General features: G+C 58.9%; 15 protein-coding genes. 5 read left to right on the top strand and 10 right to left on the bottom strand.

What is annotated here, in order from left to right:
- Positions 1-1,283: 1,283 nt before the first annotated feature.
- The 3 genes from Q2941_RS29465 to Q2941_RS29455 all read right to left on the bottom strand — a co-directional run bounded on the left by Q2941_RS29465 (position 1,284) and on the right by Q2941_RS29455 (position 2,987).
- Positions 1,284-1,703: a hypothetical protein gene (locus tag Q2941_RS29465; RefSeq protein ID WP_458194560.1), complete on the bottom strand. Its 420-nt coding sequence runs from the start codon at positions 1,701-1,703 to the stop codon at positions 1,284-1,286.
- A gap of 118 nt (positions 1,704-1,821) precedes the next feature.
- Entirely contained in the window at positions 1,822-2,037 is a 216-nt protein-coding gene (locus Q2941_RS29460; RefSeq protein ID WP_458194559.1) for a hypothetical protein, read from the bottom strand.
- 242 nt (positions 2,038-2,279) lie between these two features.
- Positions 2,280-2,987: a Crp/Fnr family transcriptional regulator gene (locus Q2941_RS29455; protein WP_458194562.1), complete on the bottom strand. Its 708-nt coding sequence runs from the start codon at positions 2,985-2,987 to the stop codon at positions 2,280-2,282.
- Between the two features lie 564 nt (positions 2,988-3,551).
- On the opposite strand from Q2941_RS29455, the gene Q2941_RS29450 reads away from it, so the two are divergent.
- The 3 genes from Q2941_RS29450 (at position 3,552) to Q2941_RS29440 (ending at position 5,884) form a co-directional block, all read left to right on the top strand.
- Positions 3,552-4,031 carry a GNAT family N-acetyltransferase gene (locus tag Q2941_RS29450; RefSeq protein WP_458194558.1) on the top strand — a complete coding sequence of 160 codons (480 nt, stop codon included), beginning with the start codon at positions 3,552-3,554 and terminating at the stop codon, positions 4,029-4,031.
- Positions 4,032-4,295: 264 nt separating this feature from the next.
- Positions 4,296-5,531, top strand: a complete 1,236-nt coding sequence (locus Q2941_RS29445) for an ISL3 family transposase (protein ID WP_458194557.1) — start codon at positions 4,296-4,298, stop codon at positions 5,529-5,531.
- Positions 5,492-5,884: a transposase gene (locus Q2941_RS29440; RefSeq protein WP_458194556.1), complete on the top strand. Its 393-nt coding sequence runs from the start codon at positions 5,492-5,494 to the stop codon at positions 5,882-5,884. Before Q2941_RS29445 ends, Q2941_RS29440 begins: the two co-directional genes overlap by 40 nt.
- 704 nt (positions 5,885-6,588) lie before the next feature.
- On the opposite strand, the gene Q2941_RS29435 is transcribed toward Q2941_RS29440, so the two are convergent.
- The 3 genes from Q2941_RS29435 to Q2941_RS29425 all read right to left on the bottom strand — a co-directional run bounded on the left by Q2941_RS29435 (position 6,589) and on the right by Q2941_RS29425 (position 17,369).
- Complete coding sequence (locus tag Q2941_RS29435; RefSeq protein WP_458194555.1) at positions 6,589-11,331, bottom strand: hypothetical protein; 4,743 nt, start codon at positions 11,329-11,331, stop codon at positions 6,589-6,591.
- A 6-nt stretch (positions 11,332-11,337) separates the two neighbouring features.
- The gene (locus Q2941_RS29430) at positions 11,338-15,222 is read right to left on the bottom strand and encodes a hypothetical protein (RefSeq protein ID WP_458194554.1); all 3,885 of its coding nucleotides are present in this window, start codon (positions 15,220-15,222) and stop codon (positions 11,338-11,340) included.
- A gap of 1,373 nt (positions 15,223-16,595) precedes the next feature.
- Entirely contained in the window at positions 16,596-17,369 is a 774-nt protein-coding gene (locus Q2941_RS29425; RefSeq protein ID WP_458194553.1) for a LuxR family transcriptional regulator, read from the bottom strand.
- A 90-nt stretch (positions 17,370-17,459) separates the two neighbouring features.
- Here Q2941_RS29425 and Q2941_RS29420 point away from each other — a divergent pair, with 90 nt between their 5' ends.
- The gene (locus tag Q2941_RS29420; protein ID WP_458194552.1) at positions 17,460-18,107 is read left to right on the top strand and encodes an acyl-homoserine-lactone synthase; all 648 of its coding nucleotides are present in this window, start codon (positions 17,460-17,462) and stop codon (positions 18,105-18,107) included.
- Positions 18,067-19,356, top strand: a complete 1,290-nt coding sequence (locus tag Q2941_RS29415) for a cytochrome P450 (protein WP_458194551.1) — start codon at positions 18,067-18,069, stop codon at positions 19,354-19,356. Before Q2941_RS29420 ends, Q2941_RS29415 begins: the two co-directional genes overlap by 41 nt.
- Before the next feature lie 42 nt (positions 19,357-19,398).
- Here Q2941_RS29415 and Q2941_RS29410 read toward each other — a convergent pair whose 3' ends face one another.
- From Q2941_RS29410 to Q2941_RS29395, 4 genes are all read right to left on the bottom strand, one after another.
- Entirely contained in the window at positions 19,399-19,713 is a 315-nt protein-coding gene (locus Q2941_RS29410) for a hypothetical protein (protein WP_458194550.1), read from the bottom strand.
- A gap of 56 nt (positions 19,714-19,769) precedes the next feature.
- Entirely contained in the window at positions 19,770-20,012 is a 243-nt protein-coding gene (locus Q2941_RS29405) for a hypothetical protein (RefSeq protein ID WP_458194549.1), read from the bottom strand.
- Entirely contained in the window at positions 19,982-20,614 is a 633-nt protein-coding gene (locus Q2941_RS29400) for an acyl-homoserine-lactone synthase (RefSeq protein WP_458194548.1), read from the bottom strand. Before Q2941_RS29400 ends, Q2941_RS29405 begins: the two co-directional genes overlap by 31 nt.
- An 86-nt stretch (positions 20,615-20,700) precedes the next feature.
- A complete protein-coding gene (locus Q2941_RS29395; protein WP_458194547.1) occupies positions 20,701-21,426 on the bottom strand; it encodes a LuxR family transcriptional regulator in 726 nt (241 codons plus the stop codon).
- Positions 21,427-23,144: the final 1,718 nt, after the last annotated feature.

The following is a 23,144-nucleotide window of genomic DNA, read 5'->3' as shown; positions in this document are numbered from 1 at the left end:
ATATCACGAAATCAGCAAAGAAGAGACCTTCCGAAGCCGGCGAGGCGGTGCTGGTGCGCCTGCAGCCAGAACTGGCAAAGCCGCTGGATGATTGGCGCCGAGTTCAGGACGACCTTCCCGGACGGCCAGAGGCGATCCGGCGGCTCGTCGATATCGGACTGAAGGCGAAGGCGAAATAAGCTTTGGGGACGGACCATGAAGCCGCTAATCGGACTTGTCGCGCTACTGCTTACGACCAGCGCGTTCGCTCAAACCGCTCCGCCGAGAGCCGCTAAAAGGCCGCCAGTTCAGGCAAAGCAGCAAGCCCCGATGGGTTGCAAGTTGGTTGGCACGGTCAGGGGCACTAAGGTATGGGCGGGCGACTGTACTGCTGCGCCGGAAGCTGCGCTGCCCGCATCGCCGGCTGAACCGCCCAGCGACGCCCCCGCAGAGAAGCAATGATCGGCATCGTGCTCGCTGGTGCAACCCATTGTGGTGGGGATACCCATAGATGGTTTCTCGGTTGCCATTTTTTCCCGATATGGTTTGCGCTCGGATAGGCGCTCTAAGAGCGGGCGGCTCCGGCGTCGCCAGCCCCGCCGTCTGCTTTGCACGCGCTGTTAACGTGGCTGGCGGCGAGGACCGTCAATGGATTTGCCAGAACGCCTCTTGATTGGTCTGGCTACTGTAGCCGGATTGTTTCTATGCGCGGTCGTTTCCGCGCTTTGGATGGTTGGCTAGGAGGTAACGCGCCGATGTCCGATCGAGAAATCGAGCATGAAACCGCCGTGAAGCAACTGCTAAGGAAGGCAGCCAGGCGAAGGCGTCCAAGTCAGCTCTACTCAATCGTCCCGCACGGCCAAGAGACTGATGCAAACCGTGAGTTCGCATCGCATCGCGATCCGAACGCCCTCGTATGGTTTTTCTTATTCTTGCCAGCGTTTGTGATTGCCTACGCAATTTGCGTGAAGATGGGCGCGATTTAGGATGACCATCCCGCTCGAGCGAAATTCATTATTCGGACCACAGCCGTCGTGTTCGAGGACTGCAAAGCAGGTCCATCCTCAATTGCGCCTTGTCGGCGCTCATCCCGGGTTACGGGTTCGTCTATTCATCGTGGGGAAGGCAACACCTCCGCGGATTAACGAAACGGCATAAGCCGGCCCTAGGCGTAACTTCCGCGCAATTGATGGCAGCCTGCGGCGATCAAAGCGGGGGGGTGGGGAATGACAGAGTTGGAAGTGTGGCACTGAACCTGCGTGTCAACGTTGCACGGGCGGCCTCCGTTAGGGCATGTGGCGCTTTCACCTGAAGCGCTTACGGTTTTGACGCTGAATATCCAGAAGCGCCACGTCATCGGACATAATCTTGGCGTCGCGGTGCAGCTTCCGGCGGAACGAATGCGCTGGCGCAAGAGCTTGCTTTTGCGGCTGCCGCGATTGGCCAACAGCCACGGTCGGTACCACGGCATCTACCAGCGCCGGTACAAACGGCGGATCGTCAGCCATCGGCGTCGGCAATTGACGTGCTTGCCGGCGCCAGGTGAACACTTGTTGTGTGGTCAGCCCGTGTCGCCGGGGCAATCTCGAAAGCGACCGCGCCTGGTAACAGCGTCTCCTCGACGCTCCGGCCTTGTCGTCCTTGAACCAACGACGGCGTCCCGTCTCCGTGATCGCTTCCAGCGCCGTCACGTCCGCCTTAAGCGTATGGTCAAGCATAGGCATAAGCCGATCCCTTCAAAGAGACTTTCAGCTTGGTGTCGGGTCCGGCGCACCAGCGTACCCGATCCGTCTAACGGATAGCGCTCGCACCCGGCTTGCCGTTCTGGTAGCGCCTCGCGATCTACGCCAGCAACTCCCGCTGACGCGCGTCTCGCTGCGCTTTGAAGGCAGCGATGAAGACCTCAAGGCCGGAGGAGGTTAAAGCGTTCTCGGTGACGAGACCCATCCGCATGAGGTTGACCGTCTCGATCAGGCTGTCGCCATGCGTGGAGCCTCCGCCGAACAGCTTAATAACAATTCTCTGCTCCCTGCGAGTTAGCTTGTTCCAGAGCGTCAAGTCGGGCATCCCAATGCCTCACGCGAATCGCTGCATGACAATGATGAATTAGCCGATCGCCCAGAGGCGAAATCATGGCGCCGGCCTCAATGCTGCGAGTAGAGGCAGATGGTTTCGGTATCGTGCGGCGGAACGCGAGTGATTTTCACCTCCAGCGCGCAATAGGTCTCGTATAGCCCTCAAGAATGGTCATGGCGCCTCCCGATCAGACAGATGCAAGTGGCCGCCCCGTCAGCTTCTCGTCAGGTGGATGCGGCATACCCGACAAGCTGATGCTCGTTGAAGAGGCGGCCCGTTTCGGCAAGCGGGTTGCCCACGCACTGGTACGAGCTTCGGCGGCACGCGGTGCGTGTTCCAAGATGCACCGCGTGCCGATTTTTCCACCATTGTGGCGGCACGACCTCTCGAATTGCAGGGTAGCTTGAAATATTCCGGCTTGTGAGATCTATGTCCGTCGTCGGCGGAATTTGGCAAACGGTACTGAACACGTCTTTTTCCAATCCGCCAAGCAGCGCATGAGCGATTCTCAAAGCTTCGGACGATGACATGATGAAGAGCTTGGGCGCTTGGTTTGGGAGATAAATGGTTTTGTTGCGCTGATACAGCCGTTTTGAGAGTTCTTGGGCAATCGGCAGCCAAACCTCGGGATGCTCCTCGCCCACAGCCATAAACGCTGCGCGAGTCAGCTTGAGCACCACTGCATGTTCTAGAACGGTTACGGTTGCTGCGCGTCGCAGCGACGGCTCAATTGCCGCCATCTCTCCGATTTGTTGCCCGGCCGATCGGATGGCAACCTGCGCGCCGTTCACTATGACGGCGACCGTCCCAGTCACCAGCAGATAGATGTCGTTATCGACAGCATGTTGGACATGATGTTTTCGCCCGGTCTGAACTCGATAAGCTCTCCCACGTCGGCCAGGGCGTTTGCAATCTCCAGCTTGCCTCCCCAAGATCCTGACGGCGCAGGGACGCAAAGAGCTGAGGGCGGTTTTGCTCTCCTTCAAATTGCTCTTTCATCGTCACCTCAAAACTTCGAATTGGATAACCTGGTGCGGGCGGCCGGACTCGAACCGGCACAGGCCTTGCGGCCCCATGGATTTGCATACCACTTCGGCTTTCGCCGCCGCCATTAGGCGTTCGTGGTGTGGACTATCCCTTCACCCTGGCGATATCGCTGTAGGTGCTGCCGGTCTAGTCTTTACATCTTCCCCCTGGCGGGGGCTTGGCTCGTGATCGCCGGTGAAGGTTTCCCGGACTTTGAGCAGTTCTGCGCCCAGGGTTTCCCCTAGGGCACTCGATGGCTTAAGTCCGATGCATCTACCAGTTCCGCCACGCTCGCATCGGCCCATCTATACGGCGCAATTCACCTAAGGCAAAGAGAATACGGTTGTTTCCGCACACGGTTTGAGCAGCCTAGCGTCGGATCCGCGCCTGTCCCGGACAGGAATTTGGTGCTAGTGGCTGTTATACTTTGGGAGATTCATTGAAAGTAGTTTTGCATGCCGTGGCGAGCGATGGAGCCCGACCATCTTCCTGGAGTTCGTGGCATCGCAGATCGCGTCCATCTGAACTACCGTGAGGATGCGGCCGTTTTCTCGGAGCGGCTGGAGCTGTACCCTGAGGGATGTTTCGTGCTCGAGCGCGCGCGGGACGGCCTGGCCGGCTACATCGTCAGCCATCCCTGGCACTTCAAAAAGCCTCCCGCGCTGAATGCGCTTTTGGGCGCCGTCGCCGAGCCCGGATCGACCTACTATATTCATGATATCGCGTTGCTGCCCGAAGCGCGCAGCGGTGGCGCAGCTTCCGAGGTCGTGCTCAAGCTGGTCAGGCACGCGAAAAAAGCCCAGTTTCCTAATCTCTCGCTGGTGGCGGTCAACAATTCAGCGAAGTTCTGGGAGAGACACGGTTTCCGAACGCTGGATGATGCAGATCTGAACCAGAAGCTCGCAAGCTATGATGATAGGGCAAAGTATATGGTTCTTGAACTGACATGATACGCAGGCGGTTAGATGGCCCTCGCGAAGGCTCAAGCTGGTGGGTATTGCGGCTTGCGCCGAACGTAGTTCGTGCGTGGCTATAGTTTTCTTGGTGGGAGTGGGCTTGGTCGGCTGGGATTGACCGTCTGCGGCGCGGCGATCAAAGTGAGAGTGCAGCGTCAATCAAGGGTTCTTCCGCATATTTGGTGCAGGGTGCGGGATTCACGGAAGGCGCGAATAAGGCCATAAGGTCGGAATCGCAGTCGACCTCCGTGATTCGCCTTGCTCCATGCATTCCGCTCGCTGGTCTCTCCCGAGCTTTCGATCGTTCAGATCCTTCCCCAGGCCGATAAAGTGGTGCTCGTGGCTCGTTCGAAGTCGGCGGTCTCGTTCTGTCCCGGTTGCGGTCGCCAGACGCGCCGCGTCCACAGCCATTACGTGCGACGTTTAGCCGATCTGCCGTGGCAGGGTCGGGCTGTCGAGATCCGGCTTCATGCGCGACGGTTTCGATGCGCGAATTCGCAATGCTCGCGTCGCATATTCACTGAGCGGTTGCCCGAAACGGTGCGGCCGAAAGCGAGGCGCACGTGCCGCCTCGGTAAAAGCCAACTGGCGATCGGCTTCGCGGTCGGCGGGGAGCCGGGTGCGCGCCTGTCGCGCAGGCTGGCCATGCCGGCCAGCGGCGACACGCTGCTGCGGATGATCCGTTCAGCCGAGTTAAGGTCGCCAGAAGCGCCGCGTGTAATCGGCATTGACGACTGGGCCTGGCGCAAGGGGCTGCGCTACGGGACCATCATCTGCGATATCGAGCGCAACCGCGTCATCGATCTTTTGCCGGACCGAAATGCCGATACGGTCGCGACTTGGCTGGGACGCCATCCAGGCATTGAGGTGGTCGCGCGCGATCGTGCTGGCATTTATTCTGAAGGTGCCCGTCGCGGTGCTCCCGATGCAACGCAGGTGGCCGACCGTTTTCACCTTCTCCAAAACCTGGGTGAAGCGCTGCGTCTGGCTGTTGGCCGTCATCGCCATGCGGTCGGTGCTGCTGGAAAAGCCATGATTGCCGAGATGGTCGAAAACGACAATGCCAAGCCGGAACCAGAGCCTGCAACGAAACTTGAGGCCCTGCGTCACTCGCGGCGCAGCCACCGCTGTTCACTCTATGCCGAAATTCTCGATTTGCGCACCGCCAGCCTGTCGCCGCGCGGGATCGCGCCGCGGATCGGCATGAATGTGAGGACGGTTGAACGCTGGCTTGCTGCGGGCGGTGAGCCTGAGCACCGGCGGCCACCCGCGGACTCTGTCCTCATTGATCCTTTTCGAGATTATCTGGCAAAGCGCTGGGAGGAAGGTGAACGGCGCGGTTTGCAATTGTGGACCGAAATCAAGCTCCGCGGCTTTGAAGGCAGCAAAACGACTGTCTACCGCTGGACTGCTGCTCGCCAGCAGGGCTCATCGACGGTTGGACCAAATGTGCGGTGGCGACTGCCTCGCGCCGCAACTGTGCATGGCTCCTGAGCAAAGAGCCTACATCGCTCGATGAGCAGACCGGGCGGTTCCTTCACCATCTCTATGACAATGCGCCGGATCTTTCGAATGCCGGCGAGCTCGCTCGACGGCTCGCGGCATTGATACGGGGCAACGATGATGCGGGTCTCGATCAATGGATCGAGGATGCTTCGAGGAGCGAACTGGCCTCGCTTGCGCAAGGCATCGGCCGCGACATTGCAGCTGTCCGCGCAGCCATTACCCAACCTTGGAGCACCAGTCCCGTCGAGGAACAGATCAACCGTCTCAAGACGATCAAGCGCCAGATGTATGGGCGTTCAGGATATGCACTACTCAAAAACAGGCTGCTGGCAGCCGCCTGACAATGCACAATGCGCTCGACGAAAAGCAAAAGCAAAAGGGACCTGCACCAAATATGCGGAAGAACCCAATCAAGATGAGAATGCCGCCGCGCTCAGCTGGTTCTTGATGTGCGAGGCGTAGAATTTCTTGATCATCTCCACGCTTGTGTGGCAGTTCTTGGCGATCTGATAGATGTCGGCACCCTCCATCAGCCGAGGGCAGATGTCCGTGTGTCGCAGGCTGCAGGCGGTGCGCCGTAGTCCCTCACGGTCGAACTTGAGCCCTTCCTCTTCGAGGATCCTGTTGAAGAGCTCGAGCTGTTAGCTCGGGAAGAGACGATCGGTAGGTTTCGGGTTATTGTGCTTGCGCAACCTGAAGAAGGGCGCAACGGCGTGCTGGGCATGCTCTTGCAGTAGCCAACGCCGCGCTTGCCCCGAACCTCGATCTCGAGAATGCGCTGGTTGGTTTCCTTGTCCAACGCGACGGTTATGTCACGATACTCGAGACGGTTACCTTTCTCCGCCGATCAGCACAAAGCCGCAAAGCGTAGTGTTTCCGCTTGCCCGCCCTGAAACTATGGCTGGGGCTAATGAGGAAGTGATCACCATCGAAGGAAACGCCACCGATGTTGTGTTGACGAGCCCACTGACTAGCTGCTGAAGTGTCTTCGACAACGTGATCGGCATTGCGGTGTTCAGTAGAAATGGATGCCGACCAAGGGCTGCTAGGTGAGCGCCAACGTCGCGTGCGCCGGCGCGATGCTGACCGGAACATCCATGATCCGGAAAAACTCGTTGCCTTGCGTGTGCCAGATGAAATCGACCGAGAAATCGTTGTAGGTGGACGGAAACAGCGGGGATGCCGTTTGTGGCTTGCCGGGGATGAATTCGCTGCGAACGAGCGCAAACCGGCTTCCCGTATCGAGGTCGAGAGCCTGATTGGGGGGCGCCGACCCGTCATCCGCCAGCAGTGCCACGGTCTGACGATGGTGGATCGTCACTTCGGCAAGGATGTCGGACCATTGCGTGCTGTCGATGATCTGCCTGTCGGCCAGCACCTGCCTGATCAGGTCCTCGGTAGTCCAGTTTTTCGCAGGGAGGGAGATCGGCGCAGCGCCGGACGAACGCGCTTCTTGCTCGTTGATAAACGATGCGCCGCCGCCGACCGGCCCCAATGTTTGACCGAACGCCGCAGCAAATGGCGGGACGCCAGCATCCGGGCCCACGATATCGCGGCTGTGATAGAGACCGAGCTTGACGATCGTCCAGACTGGCACCTCGAGAGTGACAATCAGGAAAGCGCGGTAAACACCTGTGCCCATGGTTTGACGGTATAAGGCCGCTGAAATGCAATAGCCGTCATTCGCTCCCGTGGTGGCGGGATCAATCGTGAGGGTTGGACCCTTCACGGATATCCGGGACGCGGTGGATGGCACTGCGGCTGCAACTGGTGCCGGCGTCAGGGCAGCAGAGATCGTCGAAATGTTCGCGTTGATCGTGACGTCTTTCAGCGCCGGGATATTCTCGAGTAGCGGTATTGAAACGAGGTCGTAGAAAAGACCGACGGGCTTGCTGTCCTCGGGTGGCGTATCATCGGGAGCCAGCGCCGGATCGTAACGCAGCGAGAAAGTATCGTTGTCGAAGCTGCCCTCCTCATCGCTGCTTACGCTGAAGAGGCCGCAAACAATGCTGCGGTCGACCCGGCTTGCAGGCGGTGGCGCGCTGCGCGGCTGTGAGCCGCCGGCGATAAATTCCAGTTCATCCGTGGTTGAGCCAGGGTGATGATCAATAACATGCCCGACAAGCTTGCTTGCCGAAATCGGTTGAACTTTGCCTTGAGCGTTCGTCACATTCCACCAGTCGGGCGCCGTCGCGCCAACCACAACGCCCGTGAACAGGTGCTGCGGCGGGGTGAGCGGCTCGCGTGAAGGCAATGCGACGACAGGACCTGTCGGCTTGCCGCCAACTGTGGGAACGAAAGCCTGCGGCACGTGCCCCGATGCGGGAGCCGATGCCGGATCAATCAGGGATTCGAATGACTCGGCCTGCGGCTCCGACACCACGTAACGGTCGCCATATGAAACGTCATCCAGCACGTCGAGTCCCAGGAATACGCCGGTGTTGCCGGGATCCGGCACCCCCTGGCGCATGTCGGTGGAACGCAGCACCTGCGTGGCGCGCGGCGTAGAGGTGCCCTCGGCCGGCGGCGCGGGGATCTGATGCGTCTGCGAGATACGGAACAGATCCCTGCGCAGAACAGCGCCGCTGTTGCCGATAGCGGTGATTTGTACGCCTTTTGCCGAGCCGAATAGGCCGGGCGCGGCCACGACGAGCTGCTCCTTGGCGGCGGTCCAGCGCGGGCCGGTGACGCCGAAATTCCCGATTTGCGTCGTGACCGGACTCGTCGGATCGAGAGAGTTAGGGTCGTTGGCCGGTTGCAGCAGCGAGAGCGCTTTCCTTTGCAGGTCGGTGAGATTCCCGGCCACAGTTTGCAGATTGCTGAAATGCGTTCGCCAATTGCTTATCGTCCAATCCTGGTTCCACGCACCCGGCCTGGCGTCGATCACAAAGGCAAGCGCGTCAAAGAACCTTCGGCTCACCGCCGTCGTCGCCGCGCCGAGCGAGCTGCTGCGCGCCAGTGGCAGGAAACCGAGCGGGAACACATAGAGGTCCGGCCAGTCACCCACCACAGCAGGTGCATCCGGCGGGGCCAACCACGACGCACCGCTATTGAGGTTCGTTGCGTTCGGATCGCGGCCGCTGGCGAACACGTCGCGGATGGTTTGTGAGTTCAACCGCGTGGGGACAATAGGACGCGTGCGGCTTGCCATCGCCGAACGCCACGCGGGATAGGCGGTCACAGCCTGGGATTCCGCCGGCGTGGTCCGTTGCCCGTCTCGATCATACCCCGCATTGCTGCCATCACGGTTCTTTCCGAGAGCGGTGGATATCCGCAGCAGCGCCGCCTCCGAGGTGATGACGGGCACGGCCCCCGCCGTACGGGCGGCCTCGATACTGAATTCAAGGAGATTGCAATGCCGGAAGGTCGCGGACTGCGACGGTGTCAGCGGGATGGTCAAATCCAGCGACGCAGCCGTGCCGGCGAGATACTGGCGGCATTGGCTGGCCAGTTGCGAAAGGTCGTAGGTCCACTGGCTCGCAGCCTGATCGTCCACCAGTCCGTAGGCGAGCGGCGCGCGCAGCCCTTTGCCGACCAGCTTGCTATAGTCGAACGTGCAGCCGCGTACGGTCAGCCTGGCGGTGCTGGCGTAGCCGATCTCGGCGATCGACCGGAAGGCAGAGAACATTCGCATTCGCTGCGAGCGCTGTGCATCGCCGCTCCCGACCGGCGCATTGAAGACCGAAACGTCAAAATGCAGGGTGATGACATCGCTCGGTCCGTCCTTGGCATAGTCGACGGTGAGGAAAGCGGTGTTCGCGGCGCCATTGGCCTGGGTTGCAACCTCGTTCGGCAGCAGCGGAAGTCTTGCATGCGGATTGGCTGCCGCGTCCAGATGCCCGAAGCAAATGCCGGTCCCGTAGGTGTGAACGAGCTCAAAATCCAGCGGCCGCGCCGTGCCGACGCCTTCAAATTGCGTTCGGAAGAATCTTTTTGTGTCGTCAAGCCCGATATTTTTTCCGATGTCGGGATCGCTGTTGAAGCCGAACCGATAGTGAAACGTCTGTTCGATGCCGTTGACGACCGGTCCATGCCAGACTGCAAAGTCGTAGCCGTCGGGATTCAGCAGCGTACCGCTACAGGCATTGGTTTGCGCCTCGCGCACGTTCAGGGCGTTATAGTTGACGAGGTCACCGGCGTAGTCGTCCGGTGGGTCGTGGCGCGTGGAGACATCCTGATGCGGGTAGGTCATCCGCAGGATGCCCTCGATTGCCTCCACGCTGCGCGCCGATGCGAAGTTGAGGCTGAACGGGAAGATGACGCCGGGGATGACGTTGTCGACAGAGTCCACAAGTTGCAAAGCGTCAAACGGAAGATCGCCGATCGGCGGGGGAAACGACCCAAGCGGCGCCTGCGGATCGTGCCGCGCCTCCCAGCGTCGTCCGAGCTGGTCGCCATCCTGGACCCATGTGCAGGAGATGACGCCCGAGGCCGCAGGCACCAAAACCGTTACGTCGCTGTCAGGCGGCAACCCCCAGAACAACACCGTCGGGACCGTTGCATTCTGATCGTCGATCGCATCCCATGGCAAGGTGTAAGCGCCGAGCCACGTCAGCGACGTGATCGGCGTCGCATCGGTGCCAAGCACCACCATCCCTTGCGGTTGCGCAAGGGCGGCAAAGCTGGCAGCAAACCGAGCGCGGGACTGCGGTTTTGGCCGCAACTGCAACGGTCCGGAATTCGGGCCGACCTGGCTGCTTCGGTATCCCTTAAGTTCGCAATCGAGCGCCACATAGGGCTGGATGCGAAACGCAGAAAGCGTCGTCGTGTCGGTCTGATTGGCTGGCCTGACGACAAGGCGCTTGACGTCTGCAACGGATCGCCCGGCTCCGGATTCCTGTGTGCGGCGCCGCCAGAACGGCGAGTTTGGGGCAAGTTGTGCGAATGCTTCCGGGGCATCCTGCACATAAACGCGTTGATCCAGACCCGGCAGGACGTCCGCTGTGATGCTCCCAGCCGGAGAGACGTCGCCCGGCTGGGCAAACCAGTCCAGCCAGTTGTCGAGATCGCCGGACGTCGGAATGCTCGCAACAACATCGAGGTCAACCTTGGCGCCATTGTCCCCCGTCAGTTCAATAATGAAGGACGTCGCCCCCGGCGTGGCGAGGACGCCCGCGTTGCTGCGTTTGGCCAGAAGAAACTGAAGACCAAGCAGGCTGTGCTGATTGGCAATACGGACTCCGGGCGGAACATTCTCAGTGGCCGGATCAAGCTCGAACAGGTCGACGGCGGTCAATTGGTCGAGGCATTGATTGCTGAAATGGCGGGTGGTGCCGCCGTGGAACGCGAGCTGGAGCTGGTCGGCGACGGTGTCGAGAGGTTTTGCCGAGGGATCGCTGACCGCTATTCCCTGATAGGCGTCGACCAGTGCATCGGTAAAAACGCGCGCGAAGGGTCCGGCGTTCATGGGTGGGGGCGGCGGCGGCGGCGGATTTGTCGGCTGAGGCACCCGGTTCAAATCGGTGAAGATCGCCGGATTGGTCAGGTTCGGTCCGGTCCGGCGATCGTTGAGGTGATCCACGACAACCTGGGCGCCCCGCTTCAATGTAATTTTGACATTGGTGTCGCCGGGAAGGGGCACCGGAATCAGGGTGTTGGGATCGATCGGATTGGCGTTGGTCCAAAGCTGGTGTTGTGTGTTGGACAAAGAGTTGCACGCACCGATCCAATCTTGCAGCCGGCTTAGCTCCACATGGGGCTGAACGCAAAGCCACAGCGCGCTATCAGCGTTTTGCTTGTCCCAGTCGCGAAAGAAAAAGTCGACGGTAATCCAGACGGGAACGGTCATCCGGGCCTAGCCTATCTGTACGGGGTAATGAACGCGCATCGGAATCGAAACACTTATGGACCTGCAAAGATGGAACCAGCGTCCGCCGATACAGGCTTGTGCCGACGCTGATGCATAAACGGTGAAATCGAAATCGATATTGACTTTGCTACCGCTGGTCCATTCGATGGTCGTGCGCGCTTCGGCAGCGACAACGACGCTGACGGTGACGCTGATGACCCACCAGTTGAGCTGGCCGACACCGCGAAACAGCACGCCAATAGCCCCGGATAGCCTGAACTGGACGAGCTTGCCGTTGTCGAGAACGAATTCGCCTTCGACGATCGCGTAAATGCCGATGGTCACAACGACGCTGAAAATGCCGGCGCCGAAAGCCGCACCGAACCCGGCCTGAATCGCGTAACCGCCGCCAAGTCGCAGGCCCGTCACGGTTTGAACGGCACCAGGCGTGCCCCTGGTGAGGTAGAAACCGCCGGAGCCTTGGAAGATCCCGACCACGGCGCCGAAGCAGCGATCCCAGGAGCGAGCGACTCCATCCGTGGCCAGGCTCGGGAATCCAACATCGAGCTTGAAGTCACCGTTCATGGCGATTTCGAGCGAGATGACCCCGCCCATGAAATCGAATGCCGGCAGCGTGACCTGCGGCACCGTCAATGCCACGAAGAAGATGTCCTGTTCCGGCCGGCTCCCGCGGCGATAGGCGACGCCGATCGAGATATCGAGATTGAACCATTCCTCGAGAAGGACACTGTGCAAGGCGATTCCGCAGAATCCCTCATCTTGGAAAACCGCCCGACCGACCAAGACCTGGTCCGCAACATGGATGCCCGCCCCAAACAGCCAACTACCATTACCTTGACCCGGGGCAGGTATCAGGTTCGCATTGGCCAGATCCGTGCCGAGTTGATCGGTGTTGTCTCCGCCGCTTGGATTGATCGTTATCAGATCAGCAACGATATTGTCCGGTATCGCGATATTGTGCCCCGCGAGCAGCCAATTGATCTGGAACCAGCTCGCAATGGTCTGGGGCGCAACGAATGCGAGAAAGCCCGACTCGCCCGCGCGGTTGAAAATGCGCACGGTAACGGTGGCAATTTTCTTGCTCAGTATTTCGACGTCAACACCGTCTGCCTTAAACTCGGCGACATCGCCGGTTTGGCTCATGCTGAGTTCTTTGATCTTGATCGTTGCAAACTGAAGCAGGTCGAGTTCGAGGCCATTGAAGTCGACGGCCTGGATTGCAGCCCAGAAATTCTTGCTCCAGTTGCCGCCGGCAGGCAGCATCCCAATAATGATCTTCAGTGTGAGTCGGTCGACCGATTTCGCCGCCAGCGCCGGCAGTTTCATCAAGCTGAGCGACAGGGTAACGGCGGCGGAGGGTGCGTTCGCCGGACTACCCGACCCGATGTGCAGCACCGGAATCGAGTCCCACCAGCTTGCATCCTTTGCCATCACGATGCCGGTCAGCGCGATCTTGAAGAATCCCCAGTCAAAGCTGATGTTGTCCCGATCGAGCTGGAGGGCGGCATAATCGATGCTGATATCGATCGCCGACAATCCGGAAGACCCTTTAAAGGAAAAGGCCAGTTTGGTGAAGTCGACCGGACTGCCGGGACCATCGATGGAAAAACTGCCGAGCGTGAACCCGCTGACTGAGATCAGGCCGCCGGCAACGATCGTGGCTCCGTCGTTGTTGAAAACGAGATCAATGGAATCGATTCGGAGCGCCTTGATCGGAGCGCCGCTAACCGTGGCGGGCAGAAGGTCAACCGGGTCGAATCGACTCGCGAAACGAACGCTCGCGTTCTTGCTGTCGTATCTTCCTGTGATGGTAATCCGTTGCGGGGGGTTGAGGGTCAGCCCCAAAAAATTCCCAACGTTGAGCGTGCCATCGATATCCAGTTTCTGCAGCGTGCTGTTCTGCCAGAACGCATTGACGTTGCTGATTCTGAAATTGGCTTCGCCGGTGGGTGCTGGCAACGGCGACGCGTTCTCGTATGTCAGCGTGCCGGTGAAATCGAATGCGTTAGATCCGTCCTTGGCCGTCACAGCCAGATAAGGCATGGTGAACGCTGCATTGCCGAACAATTTTGACAATGCGTTGCCACCGTTGGTGGTTGCCGTGATCTTGAAGACGATTAAGCCAACCCAGTTCGGGCTGTTGATTGGGTCATCCGGGGAAAACGGCGGCGTAATACTAAGCCGCGCGCAGATATCTTGCAGACGTATACCGCGCGAAAGCTTCAGGATGCCGGATGCCGGCGCGCCCTGCATGTTGAAAGGCGAGCTTGGGTCACCGAGAAGGCCGTCGAGCTGGCATTTGGTGAACTGCGCGTCCTGCGGGATGACGAGGAAATCGTGGGTCGTGCCATTATCGCGGCAATTAAGCGTGAAACGGTCGCCCAAATTGTAGAGGTTATTGAACGGATGATAGGCAGGCTTGTCCGCTGCAAATAGCGCGCTAAGCACCATGGTCGATCCACCGCTTGGCGGGGACATAATCCGCCCGGAATCGTGGGTCGACTCGACCAGGGGATAGGAAGGACTGGCGAGCAGGCTATCGAGGAATTTGATGTGATCCTGTCCGTTCGTGCCGGTTTGCAGCAGCCGTGGCCGGTCCAGCAAGGGCAGGACCAGTGTCGAACCTGAAAGCCCGACCGCCTCGATCGGCGCCCCCGCACTGCCAGTGATCTGCCCGGCGACAGTGCTCCTTCCGGCGTGCATCAGCGTCACCGGCTTATTCGACATGCCCGCCAAATTCGGCCAGCGCAAATACGGGTAGGTGATTTCCCTGGCGATGGGTGGATCGAAACCCTTTGGGTTCGGATGATGCGGTTCTGAAGCCGTGTCGAGCAGGAATGTTGCAGCGCCCTGGAAGGCGAATTCGGCGTCGGAGGCGACGCCATGCATCGGTGTCACGCTCGTCGGTTGCAGCGTGAGATTCGGGCTGATGACGAACAGCGACGCGGGCCTGATGGGATCACCGGCCCGAACGCCCAGCGCAAGCGAGGCGGGGCCGTTCCAGAGCGACGCAGCATTCTGCTGGTTGGAAAGGAAATGGGTGGTGAGCGGAAGACTAGCCCCAGTGGCAAGCGCGCTGACAGCCGTCGCGATCGTATCGGCACCAGAGCGGAGCAGGTTGAGCCTCAGGGCGTAGTCGGTGAGGCTGAGCGCCGCAACCATGGGATTGCCGGAGTCGACGCTCGTCTTTTTTCGATCCAACACATCGACATGCAGCGGCAGAGCCTGGTTGCACGCCGTGTCGAAGATGACGCTTAGCGAGGCGGGCGGATTGCCGAGGGGTATGTCAACCGTGCCCCGTGAGATGTGACTGCGGCTGAAGCACTTTACTTGTTTGGTGATTGGCCCGCGGATATTGCGGGCAACGAGCTCGAGCGCGCCATGATTGATCTGTGCGACGCCCTTCTTGAAATCAATGGGAATGCTGGGGTTGACCAGCACGAGCGGAGATGCCGGGTCAGTCGCCCAGGTATGCTCGACGTTCTGAAAGACGATCCTTCCGCCCCGGACGCCCAGGCCGTGATTGCTGTTCGACTTGAAGTCCAGTGAACCGAGACGGACGTCGATGTTGGGATGTGCGGACGTCTCGGTGTTCGGGAAAAGCCAAAATTTCGCGCCGTTCCTGACGCTGTCGGGTGTCCAGACGCCGTTGTTCAAGACACAGTCGACTTTGGCGACCAGGAAAATCCGCTGCTCGGCATGCGCCGGACCGATCCAACCTCCTAGATTGAGATCGAGCAGCCCGTTGTTGAACGTGGCGTTCCATCCGCCTGGTGGGTAATCGACGGCGGAAGGCGATGGCTGGACGATTGCGCCGTTGGTCTCGACCGGAGAGGTATAACCAAGGAACGTTACGATCGTAGCGGCCATCGGCAAACCCTTTAAAGTATTAAGCCACCCTTGAAATCAATTTCATCGAACGGACCGGTATTGCCAGAAAATACAACGCAACTCTGCTCCATATCTTCAAGCCGCCGCGCGCCTTCGATCAGCGGCAAGCTGCGAGCAAACCATTTCGTTCTAAAGTCTAAAATTTCCGCCTCGCATTTTATGATTGCGTATTTCGATGCTGATGAAAAGCTAAATCTATGCGCGAAGCACGGGAAGAGCGCCCGTGACGAGGGAGACACCCTGAGAGTGCGCGACGTCCGAGCCCCTTTCACTCGCGGTGGTCACCTAATCGATGGTGCCGAAAATCGCCTCGTTCACGCGCGGTGAGGTCGGCAATCTTCGCCTTGCCGCCGAGACGGGGCGTATCGAAGCGCCGATCGGCGGTGACACGCTCGATCGCTTTATGAGGCGCCTGCGAGTTAGATCTGCCGTCTCTCTGTCGCTCAACCTCGAATTGGCTACGGATGATCGCAAATCCCGGAAGCCGGGGACCGCCAAGGAGCGGAAGCTGTCATAATACGCAAGCTGCCTGGCCTTTGGACTGATAACCGATCAGCTTGCTTGGCGAGCGCGACTACCGTCGCCCCCGCGCGACGACGGAGCTCGGAGATTGGCTTTTTCTGCGCCACTGTTGCCTATGCCCAACCAGTTGATGGCTTTTATTGGATTGGCGAGATGAACAAGGGTTCGGCCGTCATGGCTGTTGACACCAAAATTGTGGAACGGGATCTACGTCGCAAGATTGCCGCAGCCGTCGCAAGGGTGTTACCTGCGCGTCGAACCTATGCTGATAGCAGCGGGGGCCGAAATCACACGGCTGCACTCATGCCGCAGTCGTCAAGACATGTATTCCACGTGGCAACGGCCGGCGTTGCGAGAAACGTCCCTCGATAGTGCGACGAGTCTGAATGATTGCCGAACAGCGCTGCTGAGGCTTGCACGGACCGCGCCAGACGCCATGATGCCGGCGTTTACAATGGGTGGACAGGCGCAACCGTCACATTGGGCCACTACATCTCGGGCTATTTGGGCGCGCTGGATGGCAAGCCCAGCGTGTCAAAGAAAGCTATGGCGCGTCTCAATCTCTCGCCACTCGGAGCTGCCGCAGTTGGCACATCGAGCTTTCCCATCGATCGCAGGCAGCTCGCTGCTCTCCTTGGCCTTGATGGTCCGATTGAGAACTCTTTCGATGCGAATCATGTCTCTCCGCCGATGCGAGTTGGTCCGGCTGGACGGCTCTCAAATCGGCGTCGAGTTCATGACGAGCCGGACCCTCCGCGCACGCAAGGCTCCTCAGAAACTCGACGGCCTCTGCCGCTGAGTAGCTCAATGGCCGTAGCAGTTTTGGCCGTTCAAATGTCAATCAAACCGCGGTAGACCGCCTGCACCGTAGCCTGCGTCTTGTTGGTGGCTCCGAGCTTGATCATCGCACTCTTAACGTGAGCTTCCACAGTTTTGCGGCTCACGCTCAATATGACGGCTGTCTCGTCCGAAGTCTTTCCCATTCCAGCCCACTTGAGCACCTCTTTCTCCCGGTCGGTCAAAGCGCAGACCTGAGCTCCGGAAAAATGACCGGTCCTCGTCGAGGTTTTGATTTCGATCGCGTGCAGATCCACGATTTTCTGAGCGAGATAGAGCAGAATCACGTGGAGCTGGATACCGTTGTGCTTGAGGTTCGCGAAGAACCCCTTGAGGGGATCCTTCCAAAACAACGCACAGACACTGGAATAACGACGGCCAAGCGGATCGTTGTAGTGAACCGGTATGGTCAGCCCCTCATTGACACCGAAATCGCGCGCGGCCTCCATGGTCTTGATCGCTCCCGGCTTGCGCTTGCCCGTCACGGGCGGCAGCCGCACGCTTCCCCAATGAAAGGGCAGATTTGTCCGGCGGGCCATGGCCAGGCAAGGATCGGTATTGATGAAGTTTTCTGACCGATAGGTGTCGATCCAGGCGGGCGCGTGGGTGGAGACGAGAAGCGGCTCGTCCTCCCAGGGATGCGATGCGTCCATGAATCCGAAGGTGCTAAAGCCGTAATCTTCAATAATGCGCTGAAAAACTGCGCGAATCTCCGCGGTCGAGGCGCAAACCTCCAACGCGTTCAAATCCTGTTCCAGAGCGCCCATCCTCAAACCTTGGGAAAATTCCTAATTTCAAAATCAAGGGCGATCCCATCATCTTCCCGAAGCTGATGCAAGGCCATGGGGAGCCGGGAAGTGCAGCAACCGCGATACAGGGCAGCGTTCTTCTCCGCCGCGACACGTCCAGACCTCGCCGAGACTCTGTTTCGACTGCGATACCGGCTCTTCGTGCGCGAGTTGGGTTGGTCGTTACCGGCGGATGGGAACCGTGAACGGGATCAGTTTGACACAGACGACGCCGTCTACTGCGGCTTGTCCTTGGAAGGACAAATGATCGGTTGCTTTCGCGCCATCAGTTGCGATCGGCCATATCTAGCGCAAACGATATTTTCGCATATGGCCACGCACAGGCCTTTCCCGACAGGTGCTGGTTACGTCGAGATCAGCCGGTTCGGCGTTGTGGCCGACAACCGTCAAGCAGGCACTGCGCTTTACAGCCTCCTGATGCGATTTGCGTTGGCCCGCAATGCGGTCGCTCTGGTTGCGTTGGCAGAGCTCGCGCACGAAAGGCTGCTCAATCGGATCGGCCTTTCCACGTCGCGCTACGGCAGTGCCCAAATTGTCGGTTTTCGCGACGATGGCGCATGGATTCTCGCCGTCGCCGGAGAGATCCCCATTCCTCGAGAGCTTTCGCCTGCTTTCCGTGCGCTCCTTGCACTCACGCAATTTGTGGAGATCAGCGATGAAGCATCTATTTTCGGATGTGAACGCCTTTCGGCGTGATCCATTGGCCTTTTTCAGGGAACGCAGCGCCGCGGGAGCCGCACCTCTTGTTCGGCTCAACCTCGGTCCTTCGCCGGTTTACCTTGTCACCGATGCGGCGGTGGCCAAGGCCGTACTACGAGCGGACGAAACGTTGATCGACAAGGGGCGATTGGTCCACAAACTCCGGACCGTCATCGGCATCAGTTCGATCACGCTGAGCGGTGCTGAGCATCAGCGACGTCGGGCGATCATTCATCAGCATTTGGCACGCGGCATCATGAACGATTTCGTACCGCAGATCACGGGCTTGATCCGGCGACAGGCATCGCTTCTGGTTCGTGAGTCCTGTTTCGATGCCCATGAGGTCACCGCGCCGCTGGCCCTTCGAATGATTGTCGCCCTGCTGTTCGGCCACGGCGCTCTGACATCAGCGGATGAATCCGCCTTGATGGAAGCGGTGCATGTGGCGGAAGAGGAAATGGCCGATAGCCTTTTTCGCGTCTTGCCGCGAACGCCGTGGCGTAGCTTCTTGAAGCGACGACAATCGCGAAGGAGCCGGGCCATCATGGGAGAGGTCGTGGACCGAGTGCGCAACAGAGCCGGTGATGGCACCTTGGTTCAGGCCTTGCAAGGGCTCATGCTATCTCCTGACGAAATGCGCGATGAAATCCTGTTGCTGTTGCTTGCCGGGCATCACACCACGGGAAATGCGGCTGCCTGGTTGCTCTACTATCTCGCAACGGAGCCGGGTCTCGCAGAGCGCCTTGCCAATGAAGCGCAAGCGATGATGGACGACTTCGGAGAGATCGATCCACGGAGATTGCCGAAAGCTGAGATCAGCCTTCGCGTCGCGCGCGAGGTGCTCCGTCTCTATCCCCCATTCTATTGGTTTTCGCGGGAGGTGCGGGTATCGCAGGATCTTGGCGGACTGCATTTGAAGCGCGGAACGTCTCTCATTATTAGCCCGTGGCAATTGCAGCGCGATGAGCGTTATTGGGGCGATCCAGCTGGGTTCCGGCTTGACCGTGCCTATAACACGCCCGCCTTCATGCCGTTCGGATTGGGGCCGCGCGCCTGTGTTGGTATCGGCCTCGGGTTACTCGAACTCCAATTGCTGGCGCTCGAGCTATCGGCATCGAGCAGACTGGAGATCTTGTCCGAAGTTCCGGCGGGGAAGCCAACGCCACAAATTACCTTGTTGCCACCGCGTATCGAACTGCGATTGCGGCCTCGGGCTCAGGCAAGGATGCGTCAGCATGTTGCATAGGCAAGCGAAAATCGGCCTGAACAAATCCTCCGGGCGCTGCGATCAGCGTTGTGAAAACTGCTCGACTAGCTCGATTACATCGCGGCGCTGCGCGGGAGAAAGATTGATGAACATTCTCAGCAACCGCAGGCTCTCGATGGTCTCGCGCGACACATTTCGTCCCTCCTGGGACCGAAGGAATTCGGCAAGGCGGGAATCGGTCATTCTGGCTCCTTCAAAACGGAAACTACGATGAAACAGCAAGCGAACATTGAGCAGCTTTGCAGAAGACTTGACGAGGCTATCACCTGCGCAGAGCAGGCCGGCCTGAGCTTCGTCGTCATGATCCTTGACATGGCTCGCCTTGAGGTTGATCAATCGGCCGGAAGCAACGTGATAACTATGCCAACTTCCAGGCCGCTCGGCAAGCGGCCCTAGTCGCCGTCTCCATCCGAATTCTCGTTCGCGCCGAGACCCGGCCCCAACGCGGAAACGGCGGTTATCTGAATGACGTTCAGTTCACTGCAGTCAGCCGCCGCTGAGAGCGAACTGGCCGCAGTCTTGATCTTTGTCATGTCATGTTCGTCGGCGAATGCCGGAATACGCCGGGCAGTCGCTTCAAGGAAATTCCTGTCAAGCTGGAGCTTCAAGCCGCGGCCGACATCACTGGCATCCAAAGGACTGGTCCGGACAGCGTACCGGCGGTGCGCATCGCCAAAAGAACTTCACTTGAAATTCCAAGATAGCCTGCGATAGCCGAGGTAGGGCCGATCCTGCAGGGACTTCCAATTCGCCGCAACGCCCAACCCGCCCGTCGCAGGATCCGTTCCATCCGACTGTCCGTGACGGTAACAATGTCGGTGAGCTGTCGCGATAGCCCGAATTCGATCATGCCTGCAAACAGCTCATACGTAGCGCGAGCTATTCCATGGTCGCCTATTGGGTCCTCGAGCGAAATATCAATGGCAAACCTGCTGCTTTCCCAGACGAGCGGATTCGATGGAGCTGGGTTGCCTGCGAGAAGTATTGGAAACGTGTCCCGTAGCATCGTTGGACCGAGGGTAGGTAGTAATCGCACCGAGCCCCGTACCTGACCCGCATCAGAGAGCTGCACGAGGTAGGCTGGACCCAGTGCATCGAATTCGTCGATTTCCATGCCGCCGCTCGTCTGAACGTCCCAATCCAAGCGGCTCTTGAATGTGCGATAGCGCAACTGATACATGCCTGAGAGCGTGCTCGAAAGCTCTTCATACGATGCCCGAGTTATGAGTTGGATCATGTTCCCTCCGAGGGCAGATGTGTCTAGCCCTTTGGAGCGGAATCAGGAGACCAACGCACCACCTGCAACCACAGGAGGAGTAAGTCTTATTTTCGCTCTCTTTTTCTAGCAGCCGCAAAGCGGACCGCCGACTGAATCACGGTACGGACGCCGAGCTTTTTCTTCGCATTGTTTAGGTAAGAGGCGACCGTGTGATGGGAAATTCCAAGAATTCGACCAATCTCCCATGTCGTTTTCCCCTGAGCAGCCCACTCAACACATTCATACTCGCGGGCAGACAATTTAATCCCATTGATCTCGCGCGCGCGCATCAACTTCCGGCGCACGTGAGCATCAAACGATATCGCGAGTAGCTGAAGGAGGTGCTCTTGAGAGTTGATGCAGGCCTCGAACTTGGCGTGTCTCGCGTCAGTCGCGAACGTCAATGCGGCAACTGGACCGTGATTATCGTGAATGGGAATAGTAAATCCGTATCGAATGCCAAATTCTGCGGCCTCCTCAAACAGTTGTTGCTGCGTCAAAGAGAATCTCGGTGACAAGCCGACACCCCAACGGAAGGGATCGTCCGTTCGGAGCGCCTTTTCGATGACCGGATCTATGGATTGATAGTTGTTGCGAAGATAGTGCGATGTCCATTTGGATGGGTAGGTGGAGATGAGGCAGGGCCTTTCTTGTGGTCGCCGTGGCAGTGCAAGATAGGCAAAGCATGAGAGATCCAGCGCTGCGGCTGGGCCGGACATGGCGCTGCAAAAATCCTGAGAATCTTCGGCCAGAGCTAGGAGATCGGTAAATTCCTGAAAGACACGATGCATTGCATGACCTTAGCGGTGCTATCTTGTTCAGACTGGTCGCGCTGTTCGCGGTCGACCAGCGGTGTGGAGCTACGATCCGTTACCGGCTACATGGGTAGCGTTCCTTAGAGGCTGCCGCCAATCCGTTGGTCGGCAAACCCAAAATCAAAACGTCATTACGCTTCCGATAGAGTCGCCGACTTTCGTTAGATAGAATTTCTGGCGCCAAAAAAAACATCACGTGGGTAAACCATACGGTTGATTGGGCCATCCTCCCTGTCCCCATCGGCCCGCAACCCGGCTCTGGGCTCCGAGCAAAACAGGATTCCGATATTAGAGATAATCTTACCGAAGCCATAGCCTTTTGCTATGGCTTTCGGCCCCTGCTTAGGAAGCGCAGATCGTCTTCAGCGCCTCGATGATCCCCGCGGCTGCCGACTTTAGCCCGCAGCCCTCAGTGTTCGGAAGCGTTTTCGATACCATCGTAGTCGGGGCGTCGGCAGCAAGGTGAGTAAACGGCGTCAAAGCCTATTCGAGTATGCGTTTGTGCAGGCAGATGATGGGAAAACGAGAGGCGGGGCGAGCCCGATGCACCCGGGCGTCACGTGCGGCAGGTTGCGGGAGCCGAGGTCATGGTTGACCCGATCCGGCGGGCGAGGGGGGCTCCCTGCGGCACTGACCACAAGCTGGTCGCAACTCAGAGTCTGCGTCTCGAAGTCCTGGCGATCCTCAGGCGAGGGCATCTTGGCCACTACGAAACCGCATACTTTCGCGGGGAGGGCAATTGCTCCCTCAAGACTTCCCGCGTTCGATCTGGCTTGAAAGTGACTACGTGATCGGACGAGGCTTGGACGTACTGTCGCGACATCAGTACTGATACTGTCCGCGAGCCTCGCGACCTCTACGGGTGACCGAAGCTCAAGCTTTCTCATCATCCGCGCATGATTGACCTTCACCGTCACCTCGCTGACATTTAGCCTGAAGCAGAGCGCGAGGAGTTCGACAGCGGTCATTCGCCCTCGGTCCAAAAAGTTCATCACAGCGAGTCTGGCTAGCAAAGCCAAATAACGGTTTTGCAGCAAGACCGAGAACTCCACGATGATCGAGCCGGAAAAATGCAATCTCTGCGGATAACGGCAGGAATAGTGCGCCGAATCCGCATGATATTTCCTGATCATCAAATGGGGGGCCAGCACATTGAAGATCTATGCCAGCATATTTGGCCGTGGGTTCGTCAGGCGGATTGTCGCGGCCGCGACTCTCGGTCCTCGATGATTGGATGCGATTAGTCTAGGCCGGCCATGCCAAGTCGCACAAATCCACCTGCAGAATACGAGGGCACCCATCGAGGTGTCCCATACTCACTTAGCCGAGAGGCAACTGGATATTGGCGTTATTCCTTTGCGCTCGGAGGCAGGCTCAGATCCGGCAAGATCCAGGCGCGCCTGGGTCTGCTTGCCGTTCGGCGGGTTCAAATGCGCATCAACCGAGCTCTTAAGGAGAAGCAGGCGGATCATTCGCGCGAGTCGATAGAAGTCTTCGTTGCTGGAATGGCAGCTCATGCAGGGTCGTTTGGCGCGTTATCGGAAAGCGCGTGAGTCTGTGGAAAGCTTCGAGAGGCATCTGCACGAGCTTGCGCCGGCTCGCATCACAAGCGTGAGCTGCGTACGTAACGGTTAGAAGAGCTCCATCTGCGGCAAAAACGCTCAAGTAACGGTCGCCGTCGAAGTAAAGTTGCC

The sequence above is a fragment of the Bradyrhizobium sp. UFLA05-153 genome, from assembly GCF_054185185.1.
This window is presented reverse-complemented; position numbering and strand designations above follow the sequence as displayed.

Bases quoted from the DNA above. Each gene is read 5' to 3' on its own strand.
- Q2941_RS29465 (WP_458194560.1), bottom strand. From the start codon at position 1,703: ATGCCTATGCTTGACCATACGCTTAAGGCGGACGTGACGGCGCTGGAA.
- Q2941_RS29395 (WP_458194547.1), bottom strand. From the start codon at position 21,426: ATGCATCGTGTCTTTCAGGAATTTACCGATCTCCTAGCTCTGGCCGAA.
- Q2941_RS29450 (WP_458194558.1), top strand. From the start codon at position 3,552: ATGGAGCCCGACCATCTTCCTGGAGTTCGTGGCATCGCAGATCGCGTC.
- Q2941_RS29430 (WP_458194554.1), bottom strand. From the start codon at position 15,222: ATGGCCGCTACGATCGTAACGTTCCTTGGTTATACCTCTCCGGTCGAG.
- Q2941_RS29435 (WP_458194555.1), bottom strand. From the start codon at position 11,331: ATGACCGTTCCCGTCTGGATTACCGTCGACTTTTTCTTTCGCGACTGG.
- Q2941_RS29425 (WP_458194553.1), bottom strand. From the start codon at position 17,369: ATGGGCGCTCTGGAACAGGATTTGAACGCGTTGGAGGTTTGCGCCTCG.
- Q2941_RS29400 (WP_458194548.1), bottom strand. From the start codon at position 20,614: ATGATCCAACTCATAACTCGGGCATCGTATGAAGAGCTTTCGAGCACG.
- Q2941_RS29415 (WP_458194551.1), top strand. From the start codon at position 18,067: ATGAAGCATCTATTTTCGGATGTGAACGCCTTTCGGCGTGATCCATTG.